This window comes from Bradyrhizobium sp. 192 (genome assembly GCF_023100965.1).
In the GTDB taxonomy this organism is placed as follows: domain Bacteria; phylum Pseudomonadota; class Alphaproteobacteria; order Rhizobiales; family Xanthobacteraceae; genus Bradyrhizobium; species Bradyrhizobium symbiodeficiens.
Map to the genome: position 1 here is coordinate 1,198,033 of NZ_CP064690.1, position 22,967 is coordinate 1,220,999.

Annotated in this window: 20 protein-coding genes; 16 read left to right on the forward strand and 4 right to left on the reverse strand. The window is 64.6% G+C overall.

The window, feature by feature from the left end:
* Positions 1-50: 50 nt before the first annotated feature.
* Positions 51-989, reverse strand: a complete 939-nt coding sequence (locus IVB24_RS05635) for an acetamidase/formamidase family protein (protein WP_094976473.1) — start codon at positions 987-989, stop codon at positions 51-53.
* Positions 990-1,133: 144 nt separating this feature from the next.
* Between IVB24_RS05635 and IVB24_RS05640 the strand changes: the two genes are divergently transcribed.
* The 5 genes from IVB24_RS05640 to IVB24_RS05660 all read left to right on the forward strand — a co-directional run bounded on the left by IVB24_RS05640 (position 1,134) and on the right by IVB24_RS05660 (position 5,533).
* Positions 1,134-1,538: a transposase gene (locus IVB24_RS05640; protein WP_247772302.1), complete on the forward strand. Its 405-nt coding sequence runs from the start codon at positions 1,134-1,136 to the stop codon at positions 1,536-1,538.
* A gap of 309 nt (positions 1,539-1,847) precedes the next feature.
* Entirely contained in the window at positions 1,848-2,894 is a 1,047-nt protein-coding gene (locus tag IVB24_RS05645; RefSeq protein WP_247772303.1) for an ABC transporter substrate-binding protein, read from the forward strand.
* The gene (locus IVB24_RS05650) at positions 2,891-3,718 is read left to right on the forward strand and encodes an ABC transporter ATP-binding protein (protein ID WP_247772304.1); all 828 of its coding nucleotides are present in this window, start codon (positions 2,891-2,893) and stop codon (positions 3,716-3,718) included. Before IVB24_RS05645 ends, IVB24_RS05650 begins: the two co-directional genes overlap by 4 nt.
* A 20-nt stretch (positions 3,719-3,738) precedes the next feature.
* Positions 3,739-4,566: an ABC transporter permease gene (locus tag IVB24_RS05655; protein WP_247774048.1), complete on the forward strand. Its 828-nt coding sequence runs from the start codon at positions 3,739-3,741 to the stop codon at positions 4,564-4,566.
* 43 nt (positions 4,567-4,609) lie between these two features.
* Positions 4,610-5,533 carry an acetamidase/formamidase family protein gene (locus tag IVB24_RS05660; RefSeq protein WP_247772305.1) on the forward strand — a complete coding sequence of 308 codons (924 nt, stop codon included), beginning with the start codon at positions 4,610-4,612 and terminating at the stop codon, positions 5,531-5,533.
* A gap of 201 nt (positions 5,534-5,734) precedes the next feature.
* On the opposite strand, the gene IVB24_RS05665 is transcribed toward IVB24_RS05660, so the two are convergent.
* Entirely contained in the window at positions 5,735-7,756 is a 2,022-nt protein-coding gene (locus IVB24_RS05665) for a YgiQ family radical SAM protein (protein ID WP_247772306.1), read from the reverse strand.
* 221 nt (positions 7,757-7,977) lie between these two features.
* Between IVB24_RS05665 and IVB24_RS05670 the strand changes: the two genes are divergently transcribed.
* The 3 genes from IVB24_RS05670 (at position 7,978) to IVB24_RS05680 (ending at position 9,460) form a co-directional block, all read left to right on the forward strand.
* Positions 7,978-8,163 carry a hypothetical protein gene (locus IVB24_RS05670; protein ID WP_244607482.1) on the forward strand — a complete coding sequence of 62 codons (186 nt, stop codon included), beginning with the start codon at positions 7,978-7,980 and terminating at the stop codon, positions 8,161-8,163.
* A gap of 107 nt (positions 8,164-8,270) precedes the next feature.
* Positions 8,271-9,176: a DMT family transporter gene (locus tag IVB24_RS05675; RefSeq protein ID WP_247772308.1), complete on the forward strand. Its 906-nt coding sequence runs from the start codon at positions 8,271-8,273 to the stop codon at positions 9,174-9,176.
* Positions 9,177-9,295: 119 nt separating this feature from the next.
* Positions 9,296-9,460: a hypothetical protein gene (locus IVB24_RS05680; protein ID WP_162859503.1), complete on the forward strand. Its 165-nt coding sequence runs from the start codon at positions 9,296-9,298 to the stop codon at positions 9,458-9,460.
* A 6-nt stretch (positions 9,461-9,466) separates the two neighbouring features.
* On the opposite strand, the gene IVB24_RS05685 is transcribed toward IVB24_RS05680, so the two are convergent.
* Both IVB24_RS05685 and IVB24_RS05690 read right to left on the reverse strand, forming a co-directional pair.
* Positions 9,467-10,162: a GntR family transcriptional regulator gene (locus IVB24_RS05685; RefSeq protein WP_247772310.1), complete on the reverse strand. Its 696-nt coding sequence runs from the start codon at positions 10,160-10,162 to the stop codon at positions 9,467-9,469.
* A gap of 8 nt (positions 10,163-10,170) precedes the next feature.
* Positions 10,171-11,583 (reverse strand): FAD-binding oxidoreductase, encoded by a 1,413-nt coding sequence (locus tag IVB24_RS05690; protein ID WP_247772311.1) that lies wholly within the window; start codon positions 11,581-11,583, stop codon positions 10,171-10,173.
* Between the two features lie 179 nt (positions 11,584-11,762).
* Here IVB24_RS05690 and IVB24_RS05695 point away from each other — a divergent pair, with 179 nt between their 5' ends.
* The 8 genes from IVB24_RS05695 (at position 11,763) to IVB24_RS05730 (ending at position 22,955) form a co-directional block, all read left to right on the forward strand.
* Positions 11,763-12,647 carry a dihydrodipicolinate synthase family protein gene (locus IVB24_RS05695; protein ID WP_247772312.1) on the forward strand — a complete coding sequence of 295 codons (885 nt, stop codon included), beginning with the start codon at positions 11,763-11,765 and terminating at the stop codon, positions 12,645-12,647.
* A 206-nt stretch (positions 12,648-12,853) separates the two neighbouring features.
* Positions 12,854-15,178 (forward strand): TonB-dependent siderophore receptor, encoded by a 2,325-nt coding sequence (locus IVB24_RS05700; protein WP_247772314.1) that lies wholly within the window; start codon positions 12,854-12,856, stop codon positions 15,176-15,178.
* Positions 15,179-15,180: 2 nt separating this feature from the next.
* Positions 15,181-16,365 (forward strand): PepSY-associated TM helix domain-containing protein, encoded by a 1,185-nt coding sequence (locus IVB24_RS05705; protein ID WP_247772316.1) that lies wholly within the window; start codon positions 15,181-15,183, stop codon positions 16,363-16,365.
* Between the two features lie 165 nt (positions 16,366-16,530).
* Positions 16,531-17,814 carry a DUF1963 domain-containing protein gene (locus IVB24_RS05710; protein ID WP_247772317.1) on the forward strand — a complete coding sequence of 428 codons (1,284 nt, stop codon included), beginning with the start codon at positions 16,531-16,533 and terminating at the stop codon, positions 17,812-17,814.
* A gap of 96 nt (positions 17,815-17,910) precedes the next feature.
* The gene (locus IVB24_RS05715) at positions 17,911-19,143 is read left to right on the forward strand and encodes a rhodanese-like domain-containing protein (RefSeq protein WP_247772318.1); all 1,233 of its coding nucleotides are present in this window, start codon (positions 17,911-17,913) and stop codon (positions 19,141-19,143) included.
* A gap of 213 nt (positions 19,144-19,356) precedes the next feature.
* Positions 19,357-20,601, forward strand: coding sequence for a phosphoglycerate dehydrogenase (serA, locus tag IVB24_RS05720; protein ID WP_247772319.1), 1,245 nt, complete (start codon positions 19,357-19,359; stop codon positions 20,599-20,601).
* Between the two features lie 179 nt (positions 20,602-20,780).
* Positions 20,781-22,442, forward strand: coding sequence for a tannase/feruloyl esterase family alpha/beta hydrolase (locus tag IVB24_RS05725; RefSeq protein WP_247772320.1), 1,662 nt, complete (start codon positions 20,781-20,783; stop codon positions 22,440-22,442).
* A gap of 48 nt (positions 22,443-22,490) precedes the next feature.
* Positions 22,491-22,955 carry a MarR family winged helix-turn-helix transcriptional regulator gene (locus tag IVB24_RS05730; RefSeq protein WP_247772321.1) on the forward strand — a complete coding sequence of 155 codons (465 nt, stop codon included), beginning with the start codon at positions 22,491-22,493 and terminating at the stop codon, positions 22,953-22,955.
* The last annotated feature ends 12 nt before the right edge of the window (positions 22,956-22,967 follow it).

Below are 22,967 nucleotides of genomic sequence, written 5' to 3' on the forward strand. Positions count from 1 at the left end.
GGGGAGCTGAGGTGGAGAGGTGTTGTGCTGTCTTGATCTCTTGCGTCGACCTAAAGCAGCGCTTTGGGTAGCAGCATGTGAATGCCCTTGTTGCCGTCGACGAGTTGGGTGACCCGCAGGTTGCCGGCCAGCGAGCACAGCATGTAGGCCTCGTTACGCGTGCGGTTGGTCCGCGCGCAGACGTGCTTGACCATTTCCCGGACGGCCTGCTTGGCGGCGTCATCGAGATCCTCGTCGAGCCCGATCGACATCAGATGCGTGGCGCTCTCGGCAAAGGGCCATTGGAGGCCCATGTCCTTGCGAACCGTCAAGCGGAAGGTCCCGGTGACGCCCGTCTCGAGGGCGGTGATGCAGACTTCGCCGTCGCCCTGCACGCCGTGGCCGTCACCGGCGAAGAACAATGCGCCCTCGTTGAACACCGGCAGATACAGCGTCGTGCCGGCCCGCAGCTCCTTGTTGTCCATGTTGCCGCCGAAGGCGCGCGGAACGGGCGACCCGCAGCGGCCCCAGCTTGGCGGCGGGGCCGTGGCAATGATGCCGAAAAAGGGCGCGAGCGGAATCTCGGTGCCCCATGGCATGATGCAGACCTCGCGCTCGCGGTCGATCACCGGATGGATCGTTTCATAATCCGTGAACTCGTCCGGCAGCGTTCCGAGCAGAGGAAGGATCGACACGAAGCCCCAATCCTGGCGAACTTTCACGTTGAGGATATCGACCTGGAGGGTGTCGCCGACATTGGCGCCGCGCACATAAACGGGGCCGGTGATGAAGTGAGGTCCCGGCCCCGGCTGCATCGTCTCGAGGGCAACTCGATAGTCCTCGGGGACCAGCGAGAGGTCGTCCGGCAGCGTCTCCTTGCCTCCTGCCGGGAAGCTGTGCAGCGTCACGCTGTCGCCGGAGTTGATTTCCAGCACAGGTCGTGTGCTGCAGTCCAGATAGCCCCAGACCATGTTTTCGGGCGTACTGGCTATCTCGTGGTGGCGTTGCATCGGATGAACTCCAGGCGTGGCGGGTGCTCTCTCGCGGGCGGGCGACCGTTCCGGGGGGCGCCACGGGCGCGACCGGCAAAATCGTCCTCGGATATTCTAGGCTGCGGCAATCCTTCGGCTATACTTGGCCTCAGGCCCTGCGCGGTGTTCCGTGCAAATGGCGGGCCGAGGGAGAGATCGATGAGGCGGTCCCGTTTCACTGAGAATGAGATTATTCATCTCCTTGCCGAGGCGAGCTCCGGGGTGTCGATTGCAGAAATCTGCAAGGCTGCCGGCATTACCGAGCGCACGTTCTATCGCTGGCGCCGCAGCTTCGGCAGCCTGGACGTCCGCGCCGTTCAGCAGATGAACGAGCTGAAGTCCGAGAATGTGCGTTTGCGCGGCCTCGTGAGCAATCTGTTCGAACAGTTGCGCAACGCGGATACTGAAAAGAAAGACGGCACAACGACGTCCGCGCCGCAGCAGGGCACTCGCGCCAGCCGGATCGCAGCGGAGAAGTGTGGCGGCGCGCTGACCGGCCGCTTCTCCTCAGTGCGCGTCAATCCGTAACCTGCGGAATCCGCTCGAGGGGAATGGAACCTGCAAACGCATTGCGGTTCTGCAAATTCTTTGTGCATCGATAATGTCAAAAATGACGGAATCGATCTCGGTCCGCCGCCGTTTCCCGCTGACCGATTGCATAACGAGCGGAAATGAGGCGCAACGAGATCAAGAATCCAGCGTTCGCGCCACCCGCGCGACATATTCATCGCCAGGTTCAAATCACGTGCAGAATGCGTCGCTTATTTCGCCTTGATGCGCGGAGGTCGGCGCCTAGTCTTTGAGCTGCCTTTCAGCAGCTCTGGAGAATTTTGCGCCATGACCAATCATGTTCGTCCTCCGGCCACGCCGAGTGGTCGTGTGCTCAACCGCCGCCGATTCCTCGCAGCCTCGTCGATGCTCGTTGCCGGCATCGGCGCCGCACCGCTCATGGGATCCCGTACCGCGTCCGCCGCCGGGCTCAAGACCGTTCGCTTCAGCGAGGCCGTGCACAATCTGGGCTACATCAACCTCTACGTCGGCATGCATGCCGGCATCTTCAAGAAGAACGGTCTCGACATGAAGGTGAGCGCCGCCGGCGGCGACACCCAGACTTTCGCGGCCGTGCTCGGCGGCTCCGCGGACTTCGCGATCGGCGATGCGACCATGGCGCAGATCTCACGCGAGAATGGCGGCCCCGGTGTCGTTGTGGGAACGGTCGTGCAGCGCGCACATTATTTCGGCGTCTCCAAGACGCTCAAGCCGATCACCGATCCGAAGGAGTTCAAGGGTCTCAAGATCGTCACCTCGCCGGAGCCCAACACCAACTTCAGCGTCACAAAGCGGATGCTGGAAAAAGCCGGGCTCAAGCTGGGTACCGACGCCACGATCGTTCCCGTCAATCCCGGGACCGAGATCGCGGCGATGCTGGCAGGGCAGGCCGACATGGCGGTCGCCTATCAGCCGAGTGTCGCCGCCGCGGAGGCGCAAGGCGCCAAGGTCGTGTTCGATTTCTCGAATTATGTCGGGCCGTTTTGCAACACCGGAATCATGGTGTTGCCCTCGACCATCCAGAAAGATCCTGAAATGGTGCAGGCGCTCGTCACCTCGTTCGAGGAGGCCTCGCGCAAGACTTACGCCGATCCGGCCTTGGCCAAGGAGGTTGCACGGAAAGAGTTTCCGGATCTGCCCGGCGAGGTCGTCGACAAAGCGATCGACGCGGAGCTGAAATATTTGATCCCGGCGCAGTCCGTGATCACCAAGCAGGATCAGTGGAAGAATCTCATGGACATGCAGATCTACCTCGGCAATGCCAAGGGATCGGTTTCGTTCGAGCAGATCATCGACAACTCGTTCGCTGAAAAGGCGATTGCAAGCCTGAAATGATCGCCGAGGCTGCCACATACGCGAACCCCGGTGAGGGTGGGGCCGTGGACGGCGCCGCCCTCCCGCTCGCGGTCGAGCATGTCGCCAAAGGCTACGATCTCGATGGCCAGGTCGTGCCTGTCATCGCCGATCTCAGCATGACGCTGCGCAAGGGCGAAATCGTCAGCATCGTCGGCCCTTCCGGCTGCGGCAAGACCACGCTGCTCAACACGCTGTGCGGCCTGCTGGCGCCCGATGCGGGCCGCATCCGCTGGCATGGCCGGCAGGTTTCCGGTCAGCCGCAAAACGTCGGCTACATGTTGCAGAAGGATCTGCTGCTGCCCTGGCGCACCGCGCTCGGCAACACCATGCTCGGCCTCGAGATCCGCGGCGTCGCTGCCGCAGAGGCGGAAGACCGCAGCCGGGCCATGCTCGATCAGCTCGGGCTGCACGGGTTCGCGGACCATTACCCCTCGACGCTGTCGGGCGGCATGCGGCAGCGCGTGGCGCTGGCGCGGACCCTTGTGAACGATCCGGACGTGTTGCTGCTGGACGAACCATTCGCCGCACTCGACTTCCAGACCAAGTTGCTGATCGAGAACGACATGGTGGATCTCGTGCGCAAGGGCGGGCGTTCGATGCTGCTCATCACCCATGACATCGAGGAAGCGGTGTCGCTGGCCGATCGCGTCGTCGTGCTGACGCGGCGTCCGACGCGGGTCAAGACGACCTACCGGATCGAGTTCGGTGCCGACCGCGGCGACATGATCTCGCTGCGCGAGAGGCCGGATTTCAGCCAATATGTCCGGCGCATCTGGGCCGATCTCGATATCGCGATCCAATGACGACAGGCATCGAGACCCGCATGGTGGACGCGTCGAAGCCTGCCGGAAGCGTTGCATCGCCACTGGCCCGCGCCAGATGGAAGAGACTGCGCGACGGCCTTGCCGTGCTCGCCACCCAAATGCTCGTCCTGGCTGCTCTTCTCGTCCTGTGGGAATACGCCACGCCGAAGGGCAGCCAAGCGGCCTTCATGTTCGGATCGCCGTCGGCCATCGCCGGCTTCCTTGTGCAGATGGCAAAGGACGGAAGCTTGTGGCGCGATGCAGGCGTCACCGGCATGGAGACGTTGCTCGGCTTCTTCATGGGCAATCTGGTCGGCACGCTGCTCGGTTTGTCGCTCTGGTATTCGCGCTTCGTTTCCCGCGTCGTCCAGCCATTCGTGATCGCGCTCGGATCGATCCCCATCATCGCGCTCGCCCCCATCGTGATCATCTGGTTCGGCACCGGACTGGTCTCGAAGGTCGCGATGTCCACCCTGTCGGTGGTGATCGTCGCGCTGGTGACGTCCTACAAGGGAGCGATCGGCGTCGACGGCGACCAGATCAATCTCATGAAGACGCTCGGCGCCTCGAAGTTCCAGATCTTCCGCAAGCTCGTCGTTCCGGCGTCGCTCACGGACATCTTCGCGGGGCTGAAGCTGACCGTCGGCTTTGCGCTGATCGGCGCCATCGTCGGAGAGTTCATGTCGTCATCGGAAGGGCTGGGCCACGCGATCTTCAAGGCCGGCTCACTCTATATCATCCCCAAGGTCTTCGCTGCGCTCGTCGTGACGATCGTCCTCGCGCTCGTCCTGACCTGGCTCGTCGGCAAGATCGAACGGCTGCTGATCCCGTGGCGGCGACAGGCCTGACTTCGAGCGACCATTCATATTCCGAGACGCCCAGGGAGAGACCATGTCCAAGCGCATCAGCAAGGCCGGCAACATCAAATACGCGCTGTCCGGTGACGACGAGTTCATCGCGAGCGTCGAGCCGGGCGAAACCTTCGTGGTGGAGTGTGCCATCAACGCCAATGACGGCACCATTCGTCACCTCGGGCAGCAGTTGACCGAGGCCGACGTGACGATGCCCTTCGTGAACGGCGCCACCGGTCCGATCGAGGTGCGCGGCGCAAAGCCGGGCGACATGCTGCGCCTCGACGTGGTGGACATGGAGCTCGACAAGCTCGGCTTCACCGCGCTGTGGCCCGGCATCGGCATGTTTCCCGATTGGGTCAGGCGCAAGGAGTTCGGCATCCAGACCCGCGTCGTCGAGGTCAAGGACGGCCTCGTTCACTGGAACGAGCATCTGAAGCTGCCCGTCAAGCCGATGATCGGCGTGGCCGGCGTTGCGCCGGTTCACGGCGCGGTTCTCACCGTCGACAACGGCCCACATGGCGGCAACATGGACGTTCAGGAGATCACCACCGGCAACAGCATCTTCTTCCGCGTCAACAAGGACGGTGCCCATCTTTTCCTGGGGGATTGCCATGCCATCCAGGGCGACGGCGAATGCAACGGCATGGGCGCAATCGAGATCGCGGCCAACCTCACCGTCAAGGTCTCGCTGGCCAAGGCCCCCGCGAGGCTGAATCACCCGCGCATCGAGACCGCGACCCACATCTGCACCCTCGGATGCGCCCGCCCGCTCGAGGACGCGATGCGGATCGCGTTCGAGGAGATGGTCTACTGGATGGAGGACGGTTGGAAGATTCCGGCGGCCGAAGGCTACATGCTGCTGGGCCAGATCGCGGAGGCCCGCTGCACGCAGGTCGTCAATCCGAAATACACGTATATCTGCAAGGTGGAGCGGAGCCTGCTGGAGCGGTATCACGGGTGAAACGGTCTCTCGGGCCTGAATGCCCGACGCTCCCGACAGGGGATGTCAAAGCCCGATATTGCAACGGATCGTCGTTTTTGCGGGCGACGTAACCCCTTGATTTCCCTCATGCCGGCTACTGTGCATTAGGGTTGTTTTCGATATTTTTGCTTGGCCGGTACAACGGAAACGCGCTGGCTCGGAAGCCGTCCGGCTTCCGCCCTACTTCATCACCCGCAATCCCTTGGTCGTGAACCGCTGCGTCTTGTCGCCCGGCCGTACCGGACGCCGTGTCCCCGCGGCCTTGCCGGTGCCGGGCGGCTGGTGCGCCGGCACGAGCTGGTGCGGCTGCGAGCCGATCAGGTCGCGGCGGCCCATCTCGATCAGGGCCTCGCGCAGCACGGGCCAATTGTCGGGGTCGTGATAGCGCAGGAAGGCCTTGTGCAGGCGGCGCTGGCGCAGGCCCTTGATGGCCTCGACCTTGTCGCTGCCGCCGCGGCGCACGCCGCGCAGCGGGTTGACGCCGGTGTGGTACATCGCGGTCGCGGTCGCCATCGGCGAGGGCAGGAAGGTCTGCACCTGGTCGGCGCGATAGCGGTTCTTCTTCAGCCACAGCGCGAGGTTCATCATGTCCTCGTCGGTCGTGCCCGGATGTGCCGCGATGAAATAGGGGATCAGATAATACTTCTTGCCCGCGCGCTCGGCCGCTTCGTCGAACATGCGCTTGAACTTGTTGTAGGCGCCGATGCCGGGCTTCATCATCTTGTCGAGCGGGCCGCGCTCGGTATGTTCGGGTGCGATCTTGAGGTAACCGCCGACGTGATGGGTGACGAGCTCCTTGATGTATTCCGGGCTCTCGACCGCCAAGTCGTAGCGCACGCCCGAGGCGACCATCACCTTCTTGATACCCTTGGTCTCGCGCACCTTGCGATAGAGCCGGATGAGGTCGTCATGCGAGGTGTTGAGGTTCGGGCAGATCTCCGGGAAGACGCAGGAGGGACGCCGGCACGCGGCCTCGACCTTCGGGTCCTTGCACGCCATCCGGTACATGTTGGCGGTGGGGCCGCCAATGTCCGAGATCACGCCGGTGAAGCCCGGCGTCTTGTCGCGGATGAGTTCGATCTCGCGCAGGATCGAACCTTCCGAGCGGTTCTGGATGATGCGGCCTTCGTGCTCGGTGATCGAGCAGAAGGTGCAGCCGCCGAAGCAGCCGCGCATGATCGTCACCGAGAACTTGATCATGTCCCACGCCGGGATCTTCGCATCGCCATAGGACGGATGCGGCGCGCGCGCGTAAGGCAGGTCGTAGACCGCGTCCATCTCGTCGCTGGTCAGCGGGATCGGCGGCGGGTTGAGCCAGAGATCGCGGTCGCCGTGGCGCTGCACCAGCGGCCGCGCATTGCCGGGATTGCTCTCCCGATGCAGCACGCGCGAGGCGCGGGCATAGGCTTCCTTGTCCTGCTCGACCTGCTCCAGTGCCGGCAGGCGGATCACGGTTAAGCCCTTCTGGCGCGTCGCGCCCTCGTCGGCCGAATCGAGATCGTCGGCGTGCAGCTCCTCATAGTCCTCAGGCACGCGGCGAAACAGCGCGACGCCTCTGATGTCGTCCAGCGCGCGCGGCGTTTCGCCGGCGGCGAGCCGCTGCGCGACTTCGACCACGGCGCGTTCGGCATTGCCGTAGAGCAGCAGGTCGGCCTTCGCATCGGCGAGCACCGAGCGGCGCACCTTGTCCGACCAATAGTCGTAATGCGCGATCCGGCGTAGCGAGGCCTCAATGCCGCCGAGCACGATCGGCACGTCCTTGAACGCCTCGCGGCAGCGCTGGGCGTAGACGACGGTGCAGCGGTCCGGCCGCTTGCCGCCTTCGCCGCCGGCCGTATAGGCGTCGTCGCTGCGGATGCGGCGGTCGGCGGTGTAGCGGTTCACCATGGAGTCCATGTTGCCGCCGGTGACGCCGAAGAACACTCTTGGTTTGCCCAGCACCTTGAAAGGCTCGGCCGAGTGCCAGTCCGGCTGCGAGATGATGCCGACGCGAAAGCCCTGCGCCTCCAGCAGCCGGCCGATGATGGCCATGCCGAAACTGGGATGGTCGACATAGGCATCCCCGGTCACCAGCACGATGTCGCAAGCGTCCCAGCCGAGCGCATCCATCTCGGTGCGGCTCATCGGGAGGAACGGCGCCGGCTTGCGTGGGCGCGCCTGAGCCATCAGGGGCTTTGCGGCGGTGATCATCTGGGTGTCCATGGCGCCTACGCATAGGACTCCGCGTCCCCGAATACAACCGACGGACGCGTGAAAGATCGAGGTTCCCGGACGGCAGTCCAGGCACGTTAACCGTTCAAGAGCGCGTGCCGCTTCGTCATCTCCCAGCGTAGCCCGGCTCGGTGCCACCAGGTGTGTGATGCCTTCCACAGTCCGGCCGGTGCCATCGCGTCATGCTCTCTCCCATCTGGAAGGAGAGCCCCATGTTTCTGATCGACGCGCTGCTGATCCTGGCGATGTTGTTTTTCCTGTTCCTGCCGATCACCGACCGCCGGACGGTGCGGATGAGGGTCTGCATGCTGTGCGCGCTGCTGGCGGTGTTCTCGGTCTCCGTCACCCGCACCCATGTCGGACCGGTGCAGTTGGCGGGCGTCGTCTCGACCCACTGACCACCGCAATCGTCGCATGCGGCGATCCGGGTTCTCACCGCAGTCGTCATGGAGTATTCGATCACGCGATGGGCAGGGAAACATCAGAGGGCGATCGTGAGGCGGTCGTGGCCACAACATCGTCCGCCGGTGCTTGGCTCGGCGTGTTTGCGCTGATCGGCTTCGTCCTGGTCGCAACGGCGCAGGCTTCCAATCAAGTTCTGGCGCGGGGGCTCGCAGGCTCCGTCCCGCCCTTCGCGCTCGCCTTCTTCCGCTGGAGCATCGTCGCAATTGGGCTCGCGCCGATCGCGCTCAGGGAGATCCGCGATGGCCGCGTGGCGCTTGGCCGAAATCTCTGGCCGATCCTCGCCGCCGGCTTCATGGGCATGTTCCTGTGCGGCGGTCCGGTCTACGCCGCCGGCGTCTCGACGACGGCGATCCACATCGCGCTGATCATGGCGCTGTCGCCGATCACGGTGCTGTTGATCTCGGCCATGCGCGGCATGGAGCATGTCGGTCCGCTGCAATGGCTCGGCACGGCGCTGGCGCTCGCCGGTGCGCTGCTCATCATCTCCGGCGGCCATCCGCAAACCCTGATCGAACTTCAGACCGCGGCGGGCGACGGCCTCGTCGTGATCGCGATGCTCGGCTGGTCCGGCTACACGCTGCTGCAATCGCGCGCCGCGCCAAAGGCCTCGCTGCTGGCACGCATCAGCCTGTTCTCGGGCGCCGGCGCCCTGTTCTCGCTGCCGCTCGCGGCCATAGAGATGTGGTCGACGCCGGGGCAGGTCTTCAGCACCAGGGCGTTGTCGGCCTATGTCTTCGCCGGGATCGTTCCCGGCCTGCTCGCTTATGCCGGCTTCGCCTGGCTCGGCGGCAAGTTCGGCTCGGTGCGAACCTCGCTCGTGCTCTATCTCGGGCCGATCGCAAGCGCGCTGCTGTCGTTCGCCATCCTCGGCGAACCGCCGAAGCTGATCCATCTTCTCGGCGGCCTGCTGATCCTGGGTGGCGTCTGGACCAGCCTGCGCCGCTAGTTCCATCCGCATGCGCGCCCGCAGGAACCATCCGCATGCGCAGACATTCTGATGGAGGCGTCGCCGCGAGCCCGGCTCGCGCGCGCTCTCAAATGTTCGCCTCTCGCGATGGGGGAGCTGTGAGTTCAGTCATTGAGAACCTGCTGTTGCGAAAGCAGAAGCTCGTGGAGCAGCTCGAAAAGGCGCCCTCGGTCGAGGACCGCGACAGGATCGAGCACCAGCTCGAGCAGATCAACACCGCGCTGGATTTTCTGGACAGGCCGGGACCGAGGGAAGGGCGGTAGGACCGCTCATTCCACGCCCCACGCCTCCACCTTCAAGGCCTCCACCTTCAAGGCCTTGGCGTAGACCACGCCCGAATTGGTGATATGCGTGGTCATCAATTCCTCGAAGGCGGCGAACTCGCCGCGCGCGAACAGTTCGAGCAGCCTGCGATGCTCGTCGAACGAGGTGCGGGTCCGCACGTCGATCGGCGAGGTCAGATTGGTGCGGAGCGCGGCGACGCGGCCGGAGGCCAGCTGATAGGATTCGGCGAGATAACGGTTGCCGCAATGGGCGAACAGCGCCTCGTGAAAGGCCGCATCGGCGCGGCCATAAGCGATGTTGTCCTTCGTATTGACCGCCGGCTCCATCGCCGCAATGGCCTCGCTGATCGCGGCGACCGCACCGTCGCGATCGTGACGGCAGGAAAGCTCCGCCGCTTTGGGCTCCAGCGCGATGCGGAAGGTGCAGAGCGCGTTGATGTCGTCCGCACTCGGCGTGAACACGAAACTCCCGACTTGCGGGCGGATCACCACGAGGCCTTGCGCCTGCAACTGGTTCATCGCCTCGCGCACCGGCGTACGGCTGACGCCGAAGGAATTCGCCACCATCTCCTCGGAGATGGCCGCTCCCAGCGCGAACTCGCCGTCGATGATCGCCTGGCGCAGCCGCTGCATCACGCGCTGCGACAGGGATTTCGGCGTATCGAGCTTGAGCGATCGCATCGGTGCCCTCAGACCACCTTGCCGGGATTGAGCAGATTGTCGGGATCGAGCGCGGCTTTCAGCGTCCGCATCAGCGCGATCTCGGCCTCGCTCCTGGCATGGCCCAGCCACCTCTTCTTAAGCGTGCCGATGCCGTGCTCGGCCGAGATGCTGCCGCCGAGCTCGCGGACGAGACCGTAGATGATGGTGTCCATCTCTTCCTTCGGCTGCTGCTCGACGGAGAGACCGGTGACCCAGGAGACCAGGTGCAGATTGCCATCGCCGATATGGCCGTAATAGACGCTCTCGCAGCCTTTGATGCCGGAGGCCAGCGCCGCCTTGCAGCGCGTGACGAATTCGTCCATCCGCGCCACCGCAAGGCCGATGTCGTAGGAGATGTGCGGCCCCAGCACCTGGCCGAACTCGGCGCAGATGTCGCGCACGCGCCAGAAGCTCTGCGTCTGCGCCAGCGATTGCGCCACCGCGGCGTCGGCCAGCAGCCCGCGCCCCATCAGCTCTTCGAGCCAGACCTGGAATCGCGGCGCGTCCAGACTCTCGTCGGTGCCCTGCGCCTCGACCAGCACGTAAAGGCCGTGACCTGCGGCGACCGGCGGCTTGACGCCGGCGCGAGCCGTGATCACCTCCCAATAGTCCGGCCACATCACCTCGAACGCCGACAGCAGCGGTCCGAGTCCGCTGCGCGCCGCCTCCAGCAGCGCGATCACCGCGGCGTAGTCCTTCAGCGCGCAGAGCGCGGCCATAGTCGAGCGCGGCTTCGGAAACAGCTTCAGCACGACGCGGGTGATGATGCCGAGCGTGCCTTCCGAGCCGATGAACAGATGCTTCAGATCGTAGCCGGCATTGTTCTTCATCAGCTTGTTGAGGCTCGTGATGATGGTGCCGTCCGGCAGCACGACTTCGAGACCGAGCACCAGCTCGCGCGTCATGCCGTAGCGGATCACGCGGTTGCCGCCGGCATTGGTCGAGAGATTGCCGCCGATGGCGCAGGAGCCGCGCGACCCGAGATCGAGCGGAAAGAAGAAGCCGACCTCGTCCGCGGCCTTCTGAATCGTCTCCAGCGGCGTGCCGGATTTCACCGTCATCGTCATCGAGGCGCGGTCGATCTCCTCGATGCCGCTCATGCGCTCCAGCGAGATCGCGACCCAGCCGGCTTCCGGCGATGCGCCACGGCACAGCCCGGTCAGCCCGCCCTGCGGCACGAACGGCAGATGCGCCTGCCGGCAGGTCGCAATCGCATCGGCCACGCCCTGCGCATCGACCGGGCGGATCACCGCAAGCGGGGTCTGCGGCAGGCTCGCGCTCCAGTCGTTGCAATTGCGGGCGGGCACGTCGGTGCCGATCAGGACGGCGGCTGCGCCAAGCTTGTCGCGCAGGGCGCCGAGCAATTGGTCGGGCCGCTTCATCGGGGTCACCATGTTCATGCGAGACCTCCCTAAATCTGGCTGCGCCCATGCGCGCCGTGACGGGGAAAAGGATTTGCCTCTTTCTTGTATGTAAGGTACAAGACCGAAAGTAAAGCAAAAACAAGGCTTGGGAAGCCCTTTGAGTTCCATTGGGAATCAGGGGCTTGGTCCGAGATAGCAGCTTGGAGGGTGGTGAGATGACTGAGGCAATTCGCGGGTTCTGGGTCGCATCAGCGACGCCGCTGACGGCCGACGGCAGCGTGGATTTCGCCAAGCTCGCGGCTCACGCCAAGCAGCTCTTCGGCAAGGGTGTCGACGGCGTCGTGCTGTTCGGCACCACCGGCGAAGGCACCTCGTTCAATGTGACCGAGCGCATTGCGACCATCGAAGCCGTGCTCGAGGCTGGTGTCGCGCCGGAACGCATCGGCGTCGGCGGCGGCTTCCCCGCCATTACCGACGGCATCGCACTCTCGCGCGCCGCGCTCGGTCTCGGCCTGCGTCACGTGCTGGTGCTGCCGCCTTACTTCGATCGCAGCGTCACACCTGAAGGCATCGAGGATGCCTTTGCCGCGATCATCGACGGCGTCGCCGACGATCGGCTGCGCGCCTATCTCTATCACATCCCGCAGATATCGGGCGTTGCGATCCCAACCGGCGTCGCCGTGAACCTGCGCAAGCGCTACGGCAAGGTGATCGCGGGCCTGAAAGATTCCAGCGGCGACTTCAAGCAGTTCCAGGCGTTCCGTGCCGCGGCTCCCGATCTGGCCATCACCGTCGGGAACGAAACCGACATCGCCCGCGCGATCGCCGCCGGTGGCGCCGGCACCATCTGCGGCATGGCCAACATCGCGCCGGAGCTGGTCAAGGCGATGATCGATGGCAAGGATGTCGAACCGCGCATGCAGGCTGCGGCCGACATCGTGCTGAAGACGCCGTCGTTCCTCGCGACCCTGAAGGCCATCATCGCGGCGCAGACCGGCGACCCCACGTGGTTGCGCGTGCGCCCGCCGCTCCGCGCATTGTCGGACGGCTCCGCGTTCAAGCGCAAGCTCGACGAGTTGATGGCTCCTGCCATCGCGTGAGACTGCACAACATCGCGACACGCCGCCGCGATTCGCGCGCTGCGTGTCGCCGCTGGCGCGCCGCCAATTAGAGATTGCCGTTCAATGTCGGTCTGTTCTTAGAACGGTTCCACACTAGAGCGATTCAAGCTCGGCTACGGTTCTCCTCGATCTCGCCGGCTGTTACACGCGCACACTTCGATGTCCTGACGTGAAGTGGATTGAAAGTGCGTGCCTCCGTGGATGGCCTGCGTATCGGCAGCCATCGTCATCGTGCCGGCGGGAGCCGTGCAGGTCTTCTCGTCGGTGTAGTCGTGCTGCTCACCGAATTTTCGTTCCACACGACGAGCGCACAGGCGCAGTCGGCGCTGCCGCCGGTGACGGTGGAGGCCCCGGCGCAGCGGTCCAGGCCAGCACGCGCATCGGAGCAATCGTCACGCCGCATGCAGGCCGCTCGCCGCCAAGCCGCCCGCAATCCTGCCCCCACGCCGCCAACGCTCTCGGAGCGCGCGGCCGCGGAAGCCGCCGCGCAGCAGGCCGCCAAGCTCGGTTACCGCGCGATGCCGAGTGCGACGACGCTGCGCAGCGGTGCCTCGCCCCTTGATACGTCGCAGGCCGTCAACGTCGTGCCTGAGCAGGTGCTGAAGGACCAGCTCCCGCGCAACATCGACGATGCGCTCGTCAACGTCTCCGGCGTCACCCAGACCAACACGCTTGCCGGCAGCCAGGACGCCGTGATCCGGCGCGGTTTCGGCGACAATCGCGACGGCTCGATCATGCGCAACGGCATGCCGCTGGTGCAGGGACGCAGCTTCAATCCCGCGGTCGAGAGCGTCGAGGTGCTGAAGGGACCGGCCTCGTTGCTCTACGGCATCATGGACCCCGGCGGCATCGTCAACACCATCAGCAAGCGGCCGGAGCTCTACCAGCACGGCTCGGTCACGCTGCTCGGCTCGGCCTTCAGCGCCTCAAAGACCGGCGCCGACGGCCTGCTCGACGTCACCGGTCCGATCGGCGACCAGGGCCTCGCCTATCGCTTCATCGGCTACGGCGTCAGCGAGGACTATTGGCGCAATTTCGGCCGGCACCGCGAGATGCTGATCGCGCCGTCGCTGGCCTGGTACGGCCAGGACACCACGGTCCAGCTCAACTACGAACACCGCGAGTTCATCTACCCGTTCGATCGCGGCACGGCGTTCAACCCGGTGACCAAGGCGCCGCTCGCGGTGCCGGCCACGCGCCGGCTGGATGAGCCCTTCAACAACACATGGGGTACGTCGGACCTGATTCAGGCCTCGGTCGAGCACCGCTTCAACCAGGATTGGAAGCTCTACGCCGGCTACAGCTACAACACCGAAACCTTCAGCGCCAACCAGCTCCGCATCACCGGCATCAACTTCACGACCGGCAACGAGACGCGCAGCAACGACGGCACGCGGGGCTCGCTCAGCAATGTCAGCTACGGAACGTCCTACATCTCGGGCGGCTTCTGGCTCGGCAACATGCGCAACGAACTGGTGTTCGGCGGCGACGGTCAGTACCGCACCATCTATCGAGACAGTCTGATCCGGCAGGCGACACCCGCCATCAACATCTACAATCCGGTCTATGGCCTGATCGGGCCCGGTACGACGGTGTCCAACAGCGACAGCGCCCAGACCGACAAGCTCGGCCAGTGGTCGCTGTTCGTCCAGGACACGCTGCATCTGACCGACCGGCTCGCGCTGGTCGGCGGCGTGCGTTACATGGACTACGACCAGATCGCGGGGCGCGGAAAGCCCTTCGTCACCAACACCAACGTGTCGCAGGACAAGGTGCTCCCGCTTGGCGGCGCCATCTTCAAGCTCACGGATCAGGTTTCGCTCTATGCGAGCTATACCCAATCGCTGAAGCCGAACTCGACCATTGCGCCGATCGGCGTCGTGATCGATTCCAACGTCGCGCCGGAAGAGGGCGTGTCGTACGAGACCGGCGTGAAGTTCGATCTGATCAAGCGCATCTCCGGGACGCTGGCGCTCTACGACCTCGACAAGAAGAACGTCCAGACGACGAAGACGAACAGTGCGGGCATCGTGGAGCTTCACACCGTTGGCCGTGCGCGCTCGCGCGGCGTCGAGCTGGACGTCACCGGCAGGCTGACCGACAATTGGGCCTTGATCGGCAGCTATGGCTACACGGATGCTCGCGTGACGGCGTCCGAGGATCCGACATTACTCGGCAGGAAGCTTCAGAACGTGGCCCTGAACACCGCCTCGCTCTATCTGGTCTACGACTTCGGCACGGCATTGCCCGGTCAGCTCCGGCTCGGCGGCGGCGCTCGTTACGTCGGCGACCGTCCCGGTGATTCCACCAACAACTTCTTCTTGCCGTCCTATGTGGTCGCCGACATCTTTGCGACCTACGAGACGAGATACCAGAACACGCCGGTGATCTACCAATTCAACGTCAAGAACCTGTTCGACACCGTCTACTATCCCTCCGCCGTCAACAATCTCAACGTCGCCATCGGCGATGCGCGGCGCGTCTCGCTGTCGGCCACGGTGAAGTTCTAGCCATGGCCGCGCGGCTGGGACACACCATTAAGGCGGTCCTGTTCCAGGTCCATTCCATCGCGGGCCTGGTTCTTGCGCTGCTGGTGTCCCTGATCGCGCTGACCGGCGCGATCATGAGTTTCGAGGATGAGATCGTCGATCATCTCAATGCCGGCATCATGCATGTGGCGTCACGCCAGACTCCGATGCTGATGCCGGACGAGTTGGTGGCGCGGCTGAAGGCATCCCAGGACCTCGGCAAAGTATCGGCCGTCACGCTCTCGAGCGATCCATCGGCGGCGGTCCACGTCCGCTTTGCGCGTGACGAGCAGGGCGGCCGGCCGACTTCGCTCTATGTCGATCCCTATGACGCCCGCGTGCTCGGCTCGCCGCGCGGCGAGGCGTTCTTCGCAACCGTGCGCCGGCTGCATCGCTGGCTGCTCATTCCCGGCGACGGCAAGGGCTGGGGGCGTCCGACCACCGGCACGATCGCGCTCGGCCTGATCGCGATGCTGGTGTCGGGACTCGTGCTGCGCTGGCCGCGCCGCTCCGGCAGCGTGAAGATGTGGCTGAAGCCGAATCTCGGGCTCAGCGGCCGCGGATTGCATCGGTCGCTGCACACCGTGATCGGCACATGGGTGCTGCCGGTCTATCTGACGATGACGCTCACCGGGCTGTTCTTCTCCTTCGAATGGTACAAGGACAGCGTCACATGGCTGCTGGCGCGTCCACACGTTGCCGCGGCGAAGATGCCGGCGAAGTTGCCGCGTGCGGCCCGCCGCGCCGAGCCGGCGCCGCCAGTCGGATTCGATCTGGCATGGACGACGTTCCAGCACGAGGAGGGCGATCGCTTCTCCAGGGCCTTGCTGACGCTGCCGGCGGGGCTGGGCACGGCGGTCCGGATCCGGTCGCGGGGCAAGGATTCGTTGCTGGAGACCACGCGCGATGAATTCCACATCGATGCCGTCACCGGCAAACTGGTCTCGGCGCAGCGCTATGCCGACAAGACTTTCGGCGAGACAATCATCGCGGCTATCTACGATATCCACCGCGGCGAAATCCTGGGGTGGCCGGGGAAGCTCGCCTTCATGATGGCCGCGATCCTGATGCCGTTGTTCTCGGTCACCGGCATCCTGCTCTATCTGTCGCGCCGCAGGCTGCGGCGTCCGGCGCAGAAGCCGCTCGGACGGCTCGTTCCGGGCGAATGAGCGGACGAGGCGGCCGCCGAGAGGCTTAAAAGCCGCTCGATCTCTTAAGCCGAAGCCGAGATACTCCAAGGCGTCCCATTGCGGCATAAGAAACTCTTGTCTGGGACGCTCTGGAATGGTTCGATCCTCTCCACACGCTCAGGTCGGTGGGAGACTTCTCCAGCAATGTCTGAACGAGACGAACTTGAAGAGACGGCGCTGCCTGCGGTGCTCGTTAGCCGCAGTGATCTGCCCGTGCCGCTGGTTCACCCGGCGCGAAGTTTTTTCGGGGGGCTTCCCAAATTGCCTCCGCATGTCGACTGGCCGACGGCAGTCGTCATGGCCTGTGAAACATTAGAGACAGTTGCGCTGACATTCGTGGCCCAGATTGACCTGGCTGAAGTGCCGGGTGCCGGCTGGTCGCCACTTCCGACGCGGGGCACGCTCTATTTCTTCTGTAGCTCTGTGTTCGTTGGCGAGAGACATCCACCCTGTCGCGTCCTGTATAGCCCGGCGGACGGCAATGCGTATCCCGACCGCGCGCCACCGCCGGATTTGATGCCGTTGGCGGGCAACGAAGGTGACCGCCAGGTGAAATGGCTCGACCCGAACCTCGATTTTCATTCCAAGGTCGAATTCAAATATCCGGTGTCCTTCCGGCCGTTCCGCGACTTCTATTTCCGCGAGGATGCCGTCGGAGGCGAGCTGATGATCAAGGAACTATGTAAGGCGCTGGGTCCAGGCGAGCCGCCGGAGAGTGATCTGCTTCAATTTCGAAGCGTGGCCGAGTACGAGAAGGACGAGGATTGGCCCTTCAACTGGCTGCTGGTCGCTTGCGTGGTTCGGTCCGTATTGTCTCATGTCCAGCGCGATCTAACGCTTGGATATTCCGGCAGGCCGCTCACCGACGAAGCGGCTGTGGAATTGAAGCGTCTTCGCGCCGGTGCAGTCGGGTGGCTCGAGCGCTGTCGGGCGCTGACCCCGATGGACGATGTCGATGCGGACACGAAGGCAGCCTTCAGGTCCTGGTGGTTCGACATCGTGCAGGCCTACAAGAAGATGAATGGGCAAGTCCGCACCTATGCGGGTGAAATCGCGGGAGACCTTGGCAATGCCATCAACCATACGATCCGCTGCATGGCGACGCATGATGTCGACGCTCCTGACGACGCGCCTTTGAGCTACGTTGCGAATCTCGCGCGGCAAAATCATTGGACGACGCCGACCGCAGAAGATGGGCAGCGCCGCCATTTCAGAACGGCGATCCATCAGATGCTGGGATATGGCAGCGGGCCGCAGGATGCGACGGAGGAGCACCTGGAGGAGATGTTGCTGCTTCAAATCCAGGGTGATCTTGCCTTTTTCAACTGGCACTCGGATATCGGCGGCGTGCTTCATTTCTGGATCGATCGCGATGCGCTTGCTCAACGCGACTTCTCGCGGGTCGTCGCCACATACGAATGCGATTAGCCTGACCTCCGCGCGTATCTCGTGTTCTCCAATATCGCTGGCCAACGCCGCCGCAATGGTTCAAAAGCTCACGGCTCTCTTCTCGAGGTCCATGCCATGAAGCTTCCGACCGTCACTCCCGCCGATATCCGCCGCGCACTGCTGCTGCGAGAGGAGATCGCGCTGCTCGATCTCAGATATGAGGCCGGCTTCGCGACGGGGCATCCGCTGTTCTCCGCCAACATGGCCGTGGACCGGATCGCGATCGAGGCCGAGACGAGGCTGCCGCGCAAGAACGTGCCGATCGTTCTCTATGATGACGGCGAGGGACTTGTCGCGACCGGCGCGGAGCGTCTTGCCGCGCTCGGCTATACCGATATCAGCGCGCTCGATGGCGGCCTGAAGGCATGGCGCGACGCGGGCTTTGAGGTCTTCGAGGACGTCAACTCCTACTCAAAGGCTTTTGGCGAACTCGTCGAGTCACGCCGGCACACGCCCTCGCTCAGCGCCGACGAGGTGGCCAAGCTCATCGCCGACAAGGCGAATATCGCAATCCTCGACGTTCGCCGCTTCGACGAATATGCCACCATGAACATTCCGGGCTCGGTCAGCGTGCCCGGCGCGGAGCTGGTGCTGCGGGCGGGGCGGGCCGCGCCCGATCCTGACACCACCATCATCGTCAATTGCGCCGGCCGCACCCGCTCGATCATCGGCACCCAGTCGTTGATCAATGCCGGCGTGCCCAACAAGGTGCGCGCGCTCCGCAACGGCACCATCGGCTGGACGCTGGCGCGGCACACGCTCGATCACGGCGCGGAGAGGCGCGGTGCGATCGGGTCGTTCGAGGGCGGTCCTGTCAATGCGCGCGATGTCGCCTATCGCGCCGGTGCTCGCCATATCGGCGCAAGCGAGATGGCTGCGCTGCTCGCGCAGACGGATCGCACGCTCTATCGCTTCGACGTGCGCGACGCCGAAGAATACGCGGCCGGCCACCTCCCGGGCTTTCGTCACTATCCCGGCGGCCAGCTGGTCCAGGAAACCGACATGGCCGCGCCCGTGCGCGGCGCGCGCATCGTGCTAGCCGACGACAAAGGCGTCCGCGCCGACATGACGGCGTCCTGGCTGGCGCAGATGGGCTGGGAAGTCTATGTGCTGGAAGGCGGTTATGACGGCGCGCTGGAGATCGGCCCGCCCCGTGTGCTGCCCAAGCCCGATCCCGCCCACCGCTACCGCCGGCCCTATGAAGGTACCGACATCGCGGAGAAGGCGATGCAGGCCTATCTCGATTGGGAGTATGGACTCGTGGAGCAACTCCGCCGCGACGGCACGCATGGGTTCTATGTGATTTAGTTGCGGGGCAAGCGCGCGTAAGGCCTGGGCACTGACCCATCACCGTCTCTCAGGATGACGGAATGGCTGTCGCGAGCGCGGAATGACGGGGCTGCTGGTGGGATGCCAAACGCACAAGCCCTCGCCATCTTCCCTCCGTATCCACCCCCTATTGTGCCGCGCACCGTCCACGGTCTATGTGCTGCGGCAAAGCTCATGATCTATGGAGACACCATGCCAGCCCCAGGCCAAAGCCCCGAGCGGAGTGCCAAGGCGCTGCTGCTCGAAGGCGTCAACGACAGCGCTGTCGACCTTTTCAAGGGCGCGGGCTTCACCAATGTCGAGCGGCTGACCAAGGCGCTGGACGGCGAGGATCTGCGGCGTGCGCTCAAGGGCGTGTCGCTGCTCGGCATCCGCTCGCGCACCCAGGTCACCGACGAGGTGCTGGAGGCCGCCGACCAGCTGCTCGCGGTCGGCTGCTTCAGCGTCGGCACCAATCAGGTCGATCTCATGGCCGCGCGCAAGCGCGGCATTCCCGTCTTCAACGCGCCATTCTCCAACACGCGCAGCGTCGCCGAGCTCGTGATCGGCGAGATCGTGATGCTGCTGCGGCGAATCTTTCCGCGCTCGGTGTCGGCCCATGACGGCGGCTGGGACAAATCGGCGACTGGCAGCCGCGAGGTGCGCGGCCGCACCCTCGGCATCGTCGGTTACGGCAATATCGGCTCGCAGCTCTCGACGCTGGCCGAAGCGATCGGCATGCGCGTGATCTATTTCGACCGCACCGACAAGCTCCGCCACGGCAACACCGAACCGGTCGAGAGGCTGGAAGAGCTCTTGGCGCAGAGCGACGTGGTCAGCCTGCACGTGCCGGAGACGCCGGAGACCGCGGGCATGATCGGCGAGAAGGAGCTCCGGGCGATGAAGCCTGGCTCGTTCCTGATCAACAACAGCCGTGGCACGGTGGTCGATCTCGACGCGCTCGCGCGCGCGTTGCGCGACGGTCATCTCGCCGGTGCGGCCGTCGACGTTTTTCCGGTCGAGCCGTCGTCGAATTCGGATCGCTTCAAGAGCCCGATGCAGGGCCTCGAGAATGTCATCCTAACCCCGCATATCGGCGGCTCGACCGAGGAGGCGCAGGAGCGCATCGGGGGCGAGGTCGCGCGCAAGCTGGTCGATTATTTCATCACGGGCTCGACCATGGGAGCGGTGAATTTCCCCGAAGTGCAGCTGCATCTGCGCCCCTCCGGCGCGCGCTTCAGCCATGTCCATCGCAACGTGCCGGGCATGCTGCGGCGGCTCAACGAGGTCTTCCTCCAGCGCGACATCAACATCGCCGCGCAATATCTGGAGACATCAGGCGATCTCGGCTATGTCGTGCTCGATGCCGATCTCGGCGGGCAGGATTCCGCGGCGCTGCTCCAGCAGATCCGCAGCCTCGACGGCACGATCGGCGCGCGGCTGGTGTTCGAGCATTAAAGCGTTTTCGAGCGAAGTGGATACCGGTTCGCGTCAAGAAAGCGCGTCAATCCAACAAACTGCAGCCCTGTTCCGATTCCATCGGGACAGGGCTGCAGCGCGTCGTTGACGGCCGGCAGCAGGTCGCATTGAATGCGGCCTTCGTTGATTGAACAAGAACATGGATCCGGGTGGAAACGATGACGCTGACGAGAGCGAAGCTGTGCGCATGGCTCGTGGGGACTGCGGCTGCGCTGAGCGCGAATTCCGCCCTGGCGCTCACTCTGGCGGAGGATGCAGAGACGGTCTGCAAGGGCCTTGTCGGTGGCGCCGATGCGGTGAAGATCGATGCCGCGACGTTGCAGGCACCATCGCCAATCGCCGTCGCCGAACGCGGGCCGACGCCGTCGGGGCGTATCACGCCGGCCCATCCCGGCTTCTGCAAGGTGCTCGGTCACATCGATCCGGTCGACCTCAAGGCGCCGCCGATCAAATTCCAGGTCAACCTTCCCGTCGAATGGAACGGACGTTCGCTGCAATATGGCGGCGGCGGCTTCAACGGCGTGCTGATCACCGGTCTCGGGCTGCCGCCGGCCTATCCCTTCGACAAGCCGTCGCCGCTGGTGCGCGGCTTCGTCACTTACGGCACCGACTCCGGCCACGAGACCAGGCAGGGCGAGCCGCCACAAGTCTTTGCGCTCAACGACGAGGCCTTCGAGAATTTTGCTCACCGCGCCTACAAGAAAGTGCGCGATGCCGCCGTTGGGTTGATGGAGCGCGCCTACGGCAAGAAACCTGAGAAGATGTATTTCATGGGTTCATCCGAGGGCGGCCGTGAAGGCCTGACCATGGCGCAGCGCTACCCCGATGATTTCGACGGCATCTTCGCCCGCGTGCCCGTCATCAATTGGGTTGGCTTGCAGCACGCCGGCACGCGTTCGGGACTTGCGACCATGGGCGCGGGCTGGATCAATCCGGCGCAGGTGAAGCTCGTCGGCGAGGCCGTGCGGGCGGCCTGTGACAAGGCCGACGGCTCCGACGATGCGCTGGTGCAGGACCCCGTCGGCTGCAAGGCGGCATTCAAGGTCGAGACGCTGCGCTGCGCGGCTGGCCAGAGCGGCGATCAGTGCCTCACCGATGCGCAGATCAAGGCGATCGACACCTTGCACGGAACCTACAAATTCCCGTTCGCGCTTGCCAATGGAGTCGACGATTATCCCGGCTGGGGCGTGTCGGGTGAGGACACGCCGGCGATCGGCCCGACCGGCGGCTGGGTCGCGTGGTGGCTCGGCACCGCGCCGCCGGCGCAGCCGCCTGCGCCCAACAACGGCATCGCCTGGATCTACGGCGCCGGCGGCATTCAATATGTCTTTGCGCGCGATCCCAAGCTCGACGTCACCACCTACAAGGTGGAGGAGCACAAGGCGCGGCTGCTCGAAGTGTCGAAGCTGATGGACTCGACCGATCCCGATCTCAGCCGCTTCCGCGCCCGCGGCGGCCGTCTGATCATGCTCGAGCACATGGCCGATTTCGCCCAGAGCCCCTATGCCGGCATCCGCTATTTCGAGAGCGTCGAGCGCAAGCTCGGCAAGGCCGAGACGGCGGAGTTCGCGCGGCTCTACACCGCGCCCGGCGTGGATCATGTCGGCTCCGGCGCGCCGGCCAATGTCGACATGCTGAGCGTGCTGGTCGACTGGGTCGAGAAGGGCAAGGCGCCCGGCGATCTCGAAGTCAGCGAGCAGAAGGTCGAGGCGCCCTCATTCGCAACGCTGCGCGCGATGCCGCTGTGCCGCTGGCCGGCCTGGCCGCATTACAAATCGGGACCGGTCGCGGAAGCGGCGAGCTTCTCCTGCGCGCCGTAGCGAGGTGGGCCGTTTGACAATGAGTTCGCGCCCGGCTATCTATTTCGCATGCGAAATAACGGCACCGGCGCGCCGCATCATCGGCTGATCTACCTGCTGAGCGTCGCGCAGCGCCGCTTGCAGCGCTGGATGGCGGCGCGGCCGGAGAACGAGGTGACGCCGGCGCAGGCCGGGCTGTTGTTCATCCTCGGCAGGCAGGACGGCGTCCTGATGGGCGAGGCGGGTGCGGCGCTCGATCTGGGGCCGGCCGGCATTTCCGGTCTCGTCGACCGCACCGAGGCCGCGAAGCTGATCGAGCGGCGGGCCGATCGCGAGGACGGACGCGCCTGGCGGATCTGGCTGACGCCGAAAGGGCTGACCGCGCTGGCGCAGGCGAAGGCCGGTGCTGCAGAGGTCAACGCCGCGCTGACGGACGGATTCACGGCCGCGGAGATCGACATCGTCGCGCGCTGGCTGACCAGCATTCAGAACAAGTTTCCAAGATCTTCAGAAGCAAGAAGTTCAGACGACTAGAAGGAGAGACCC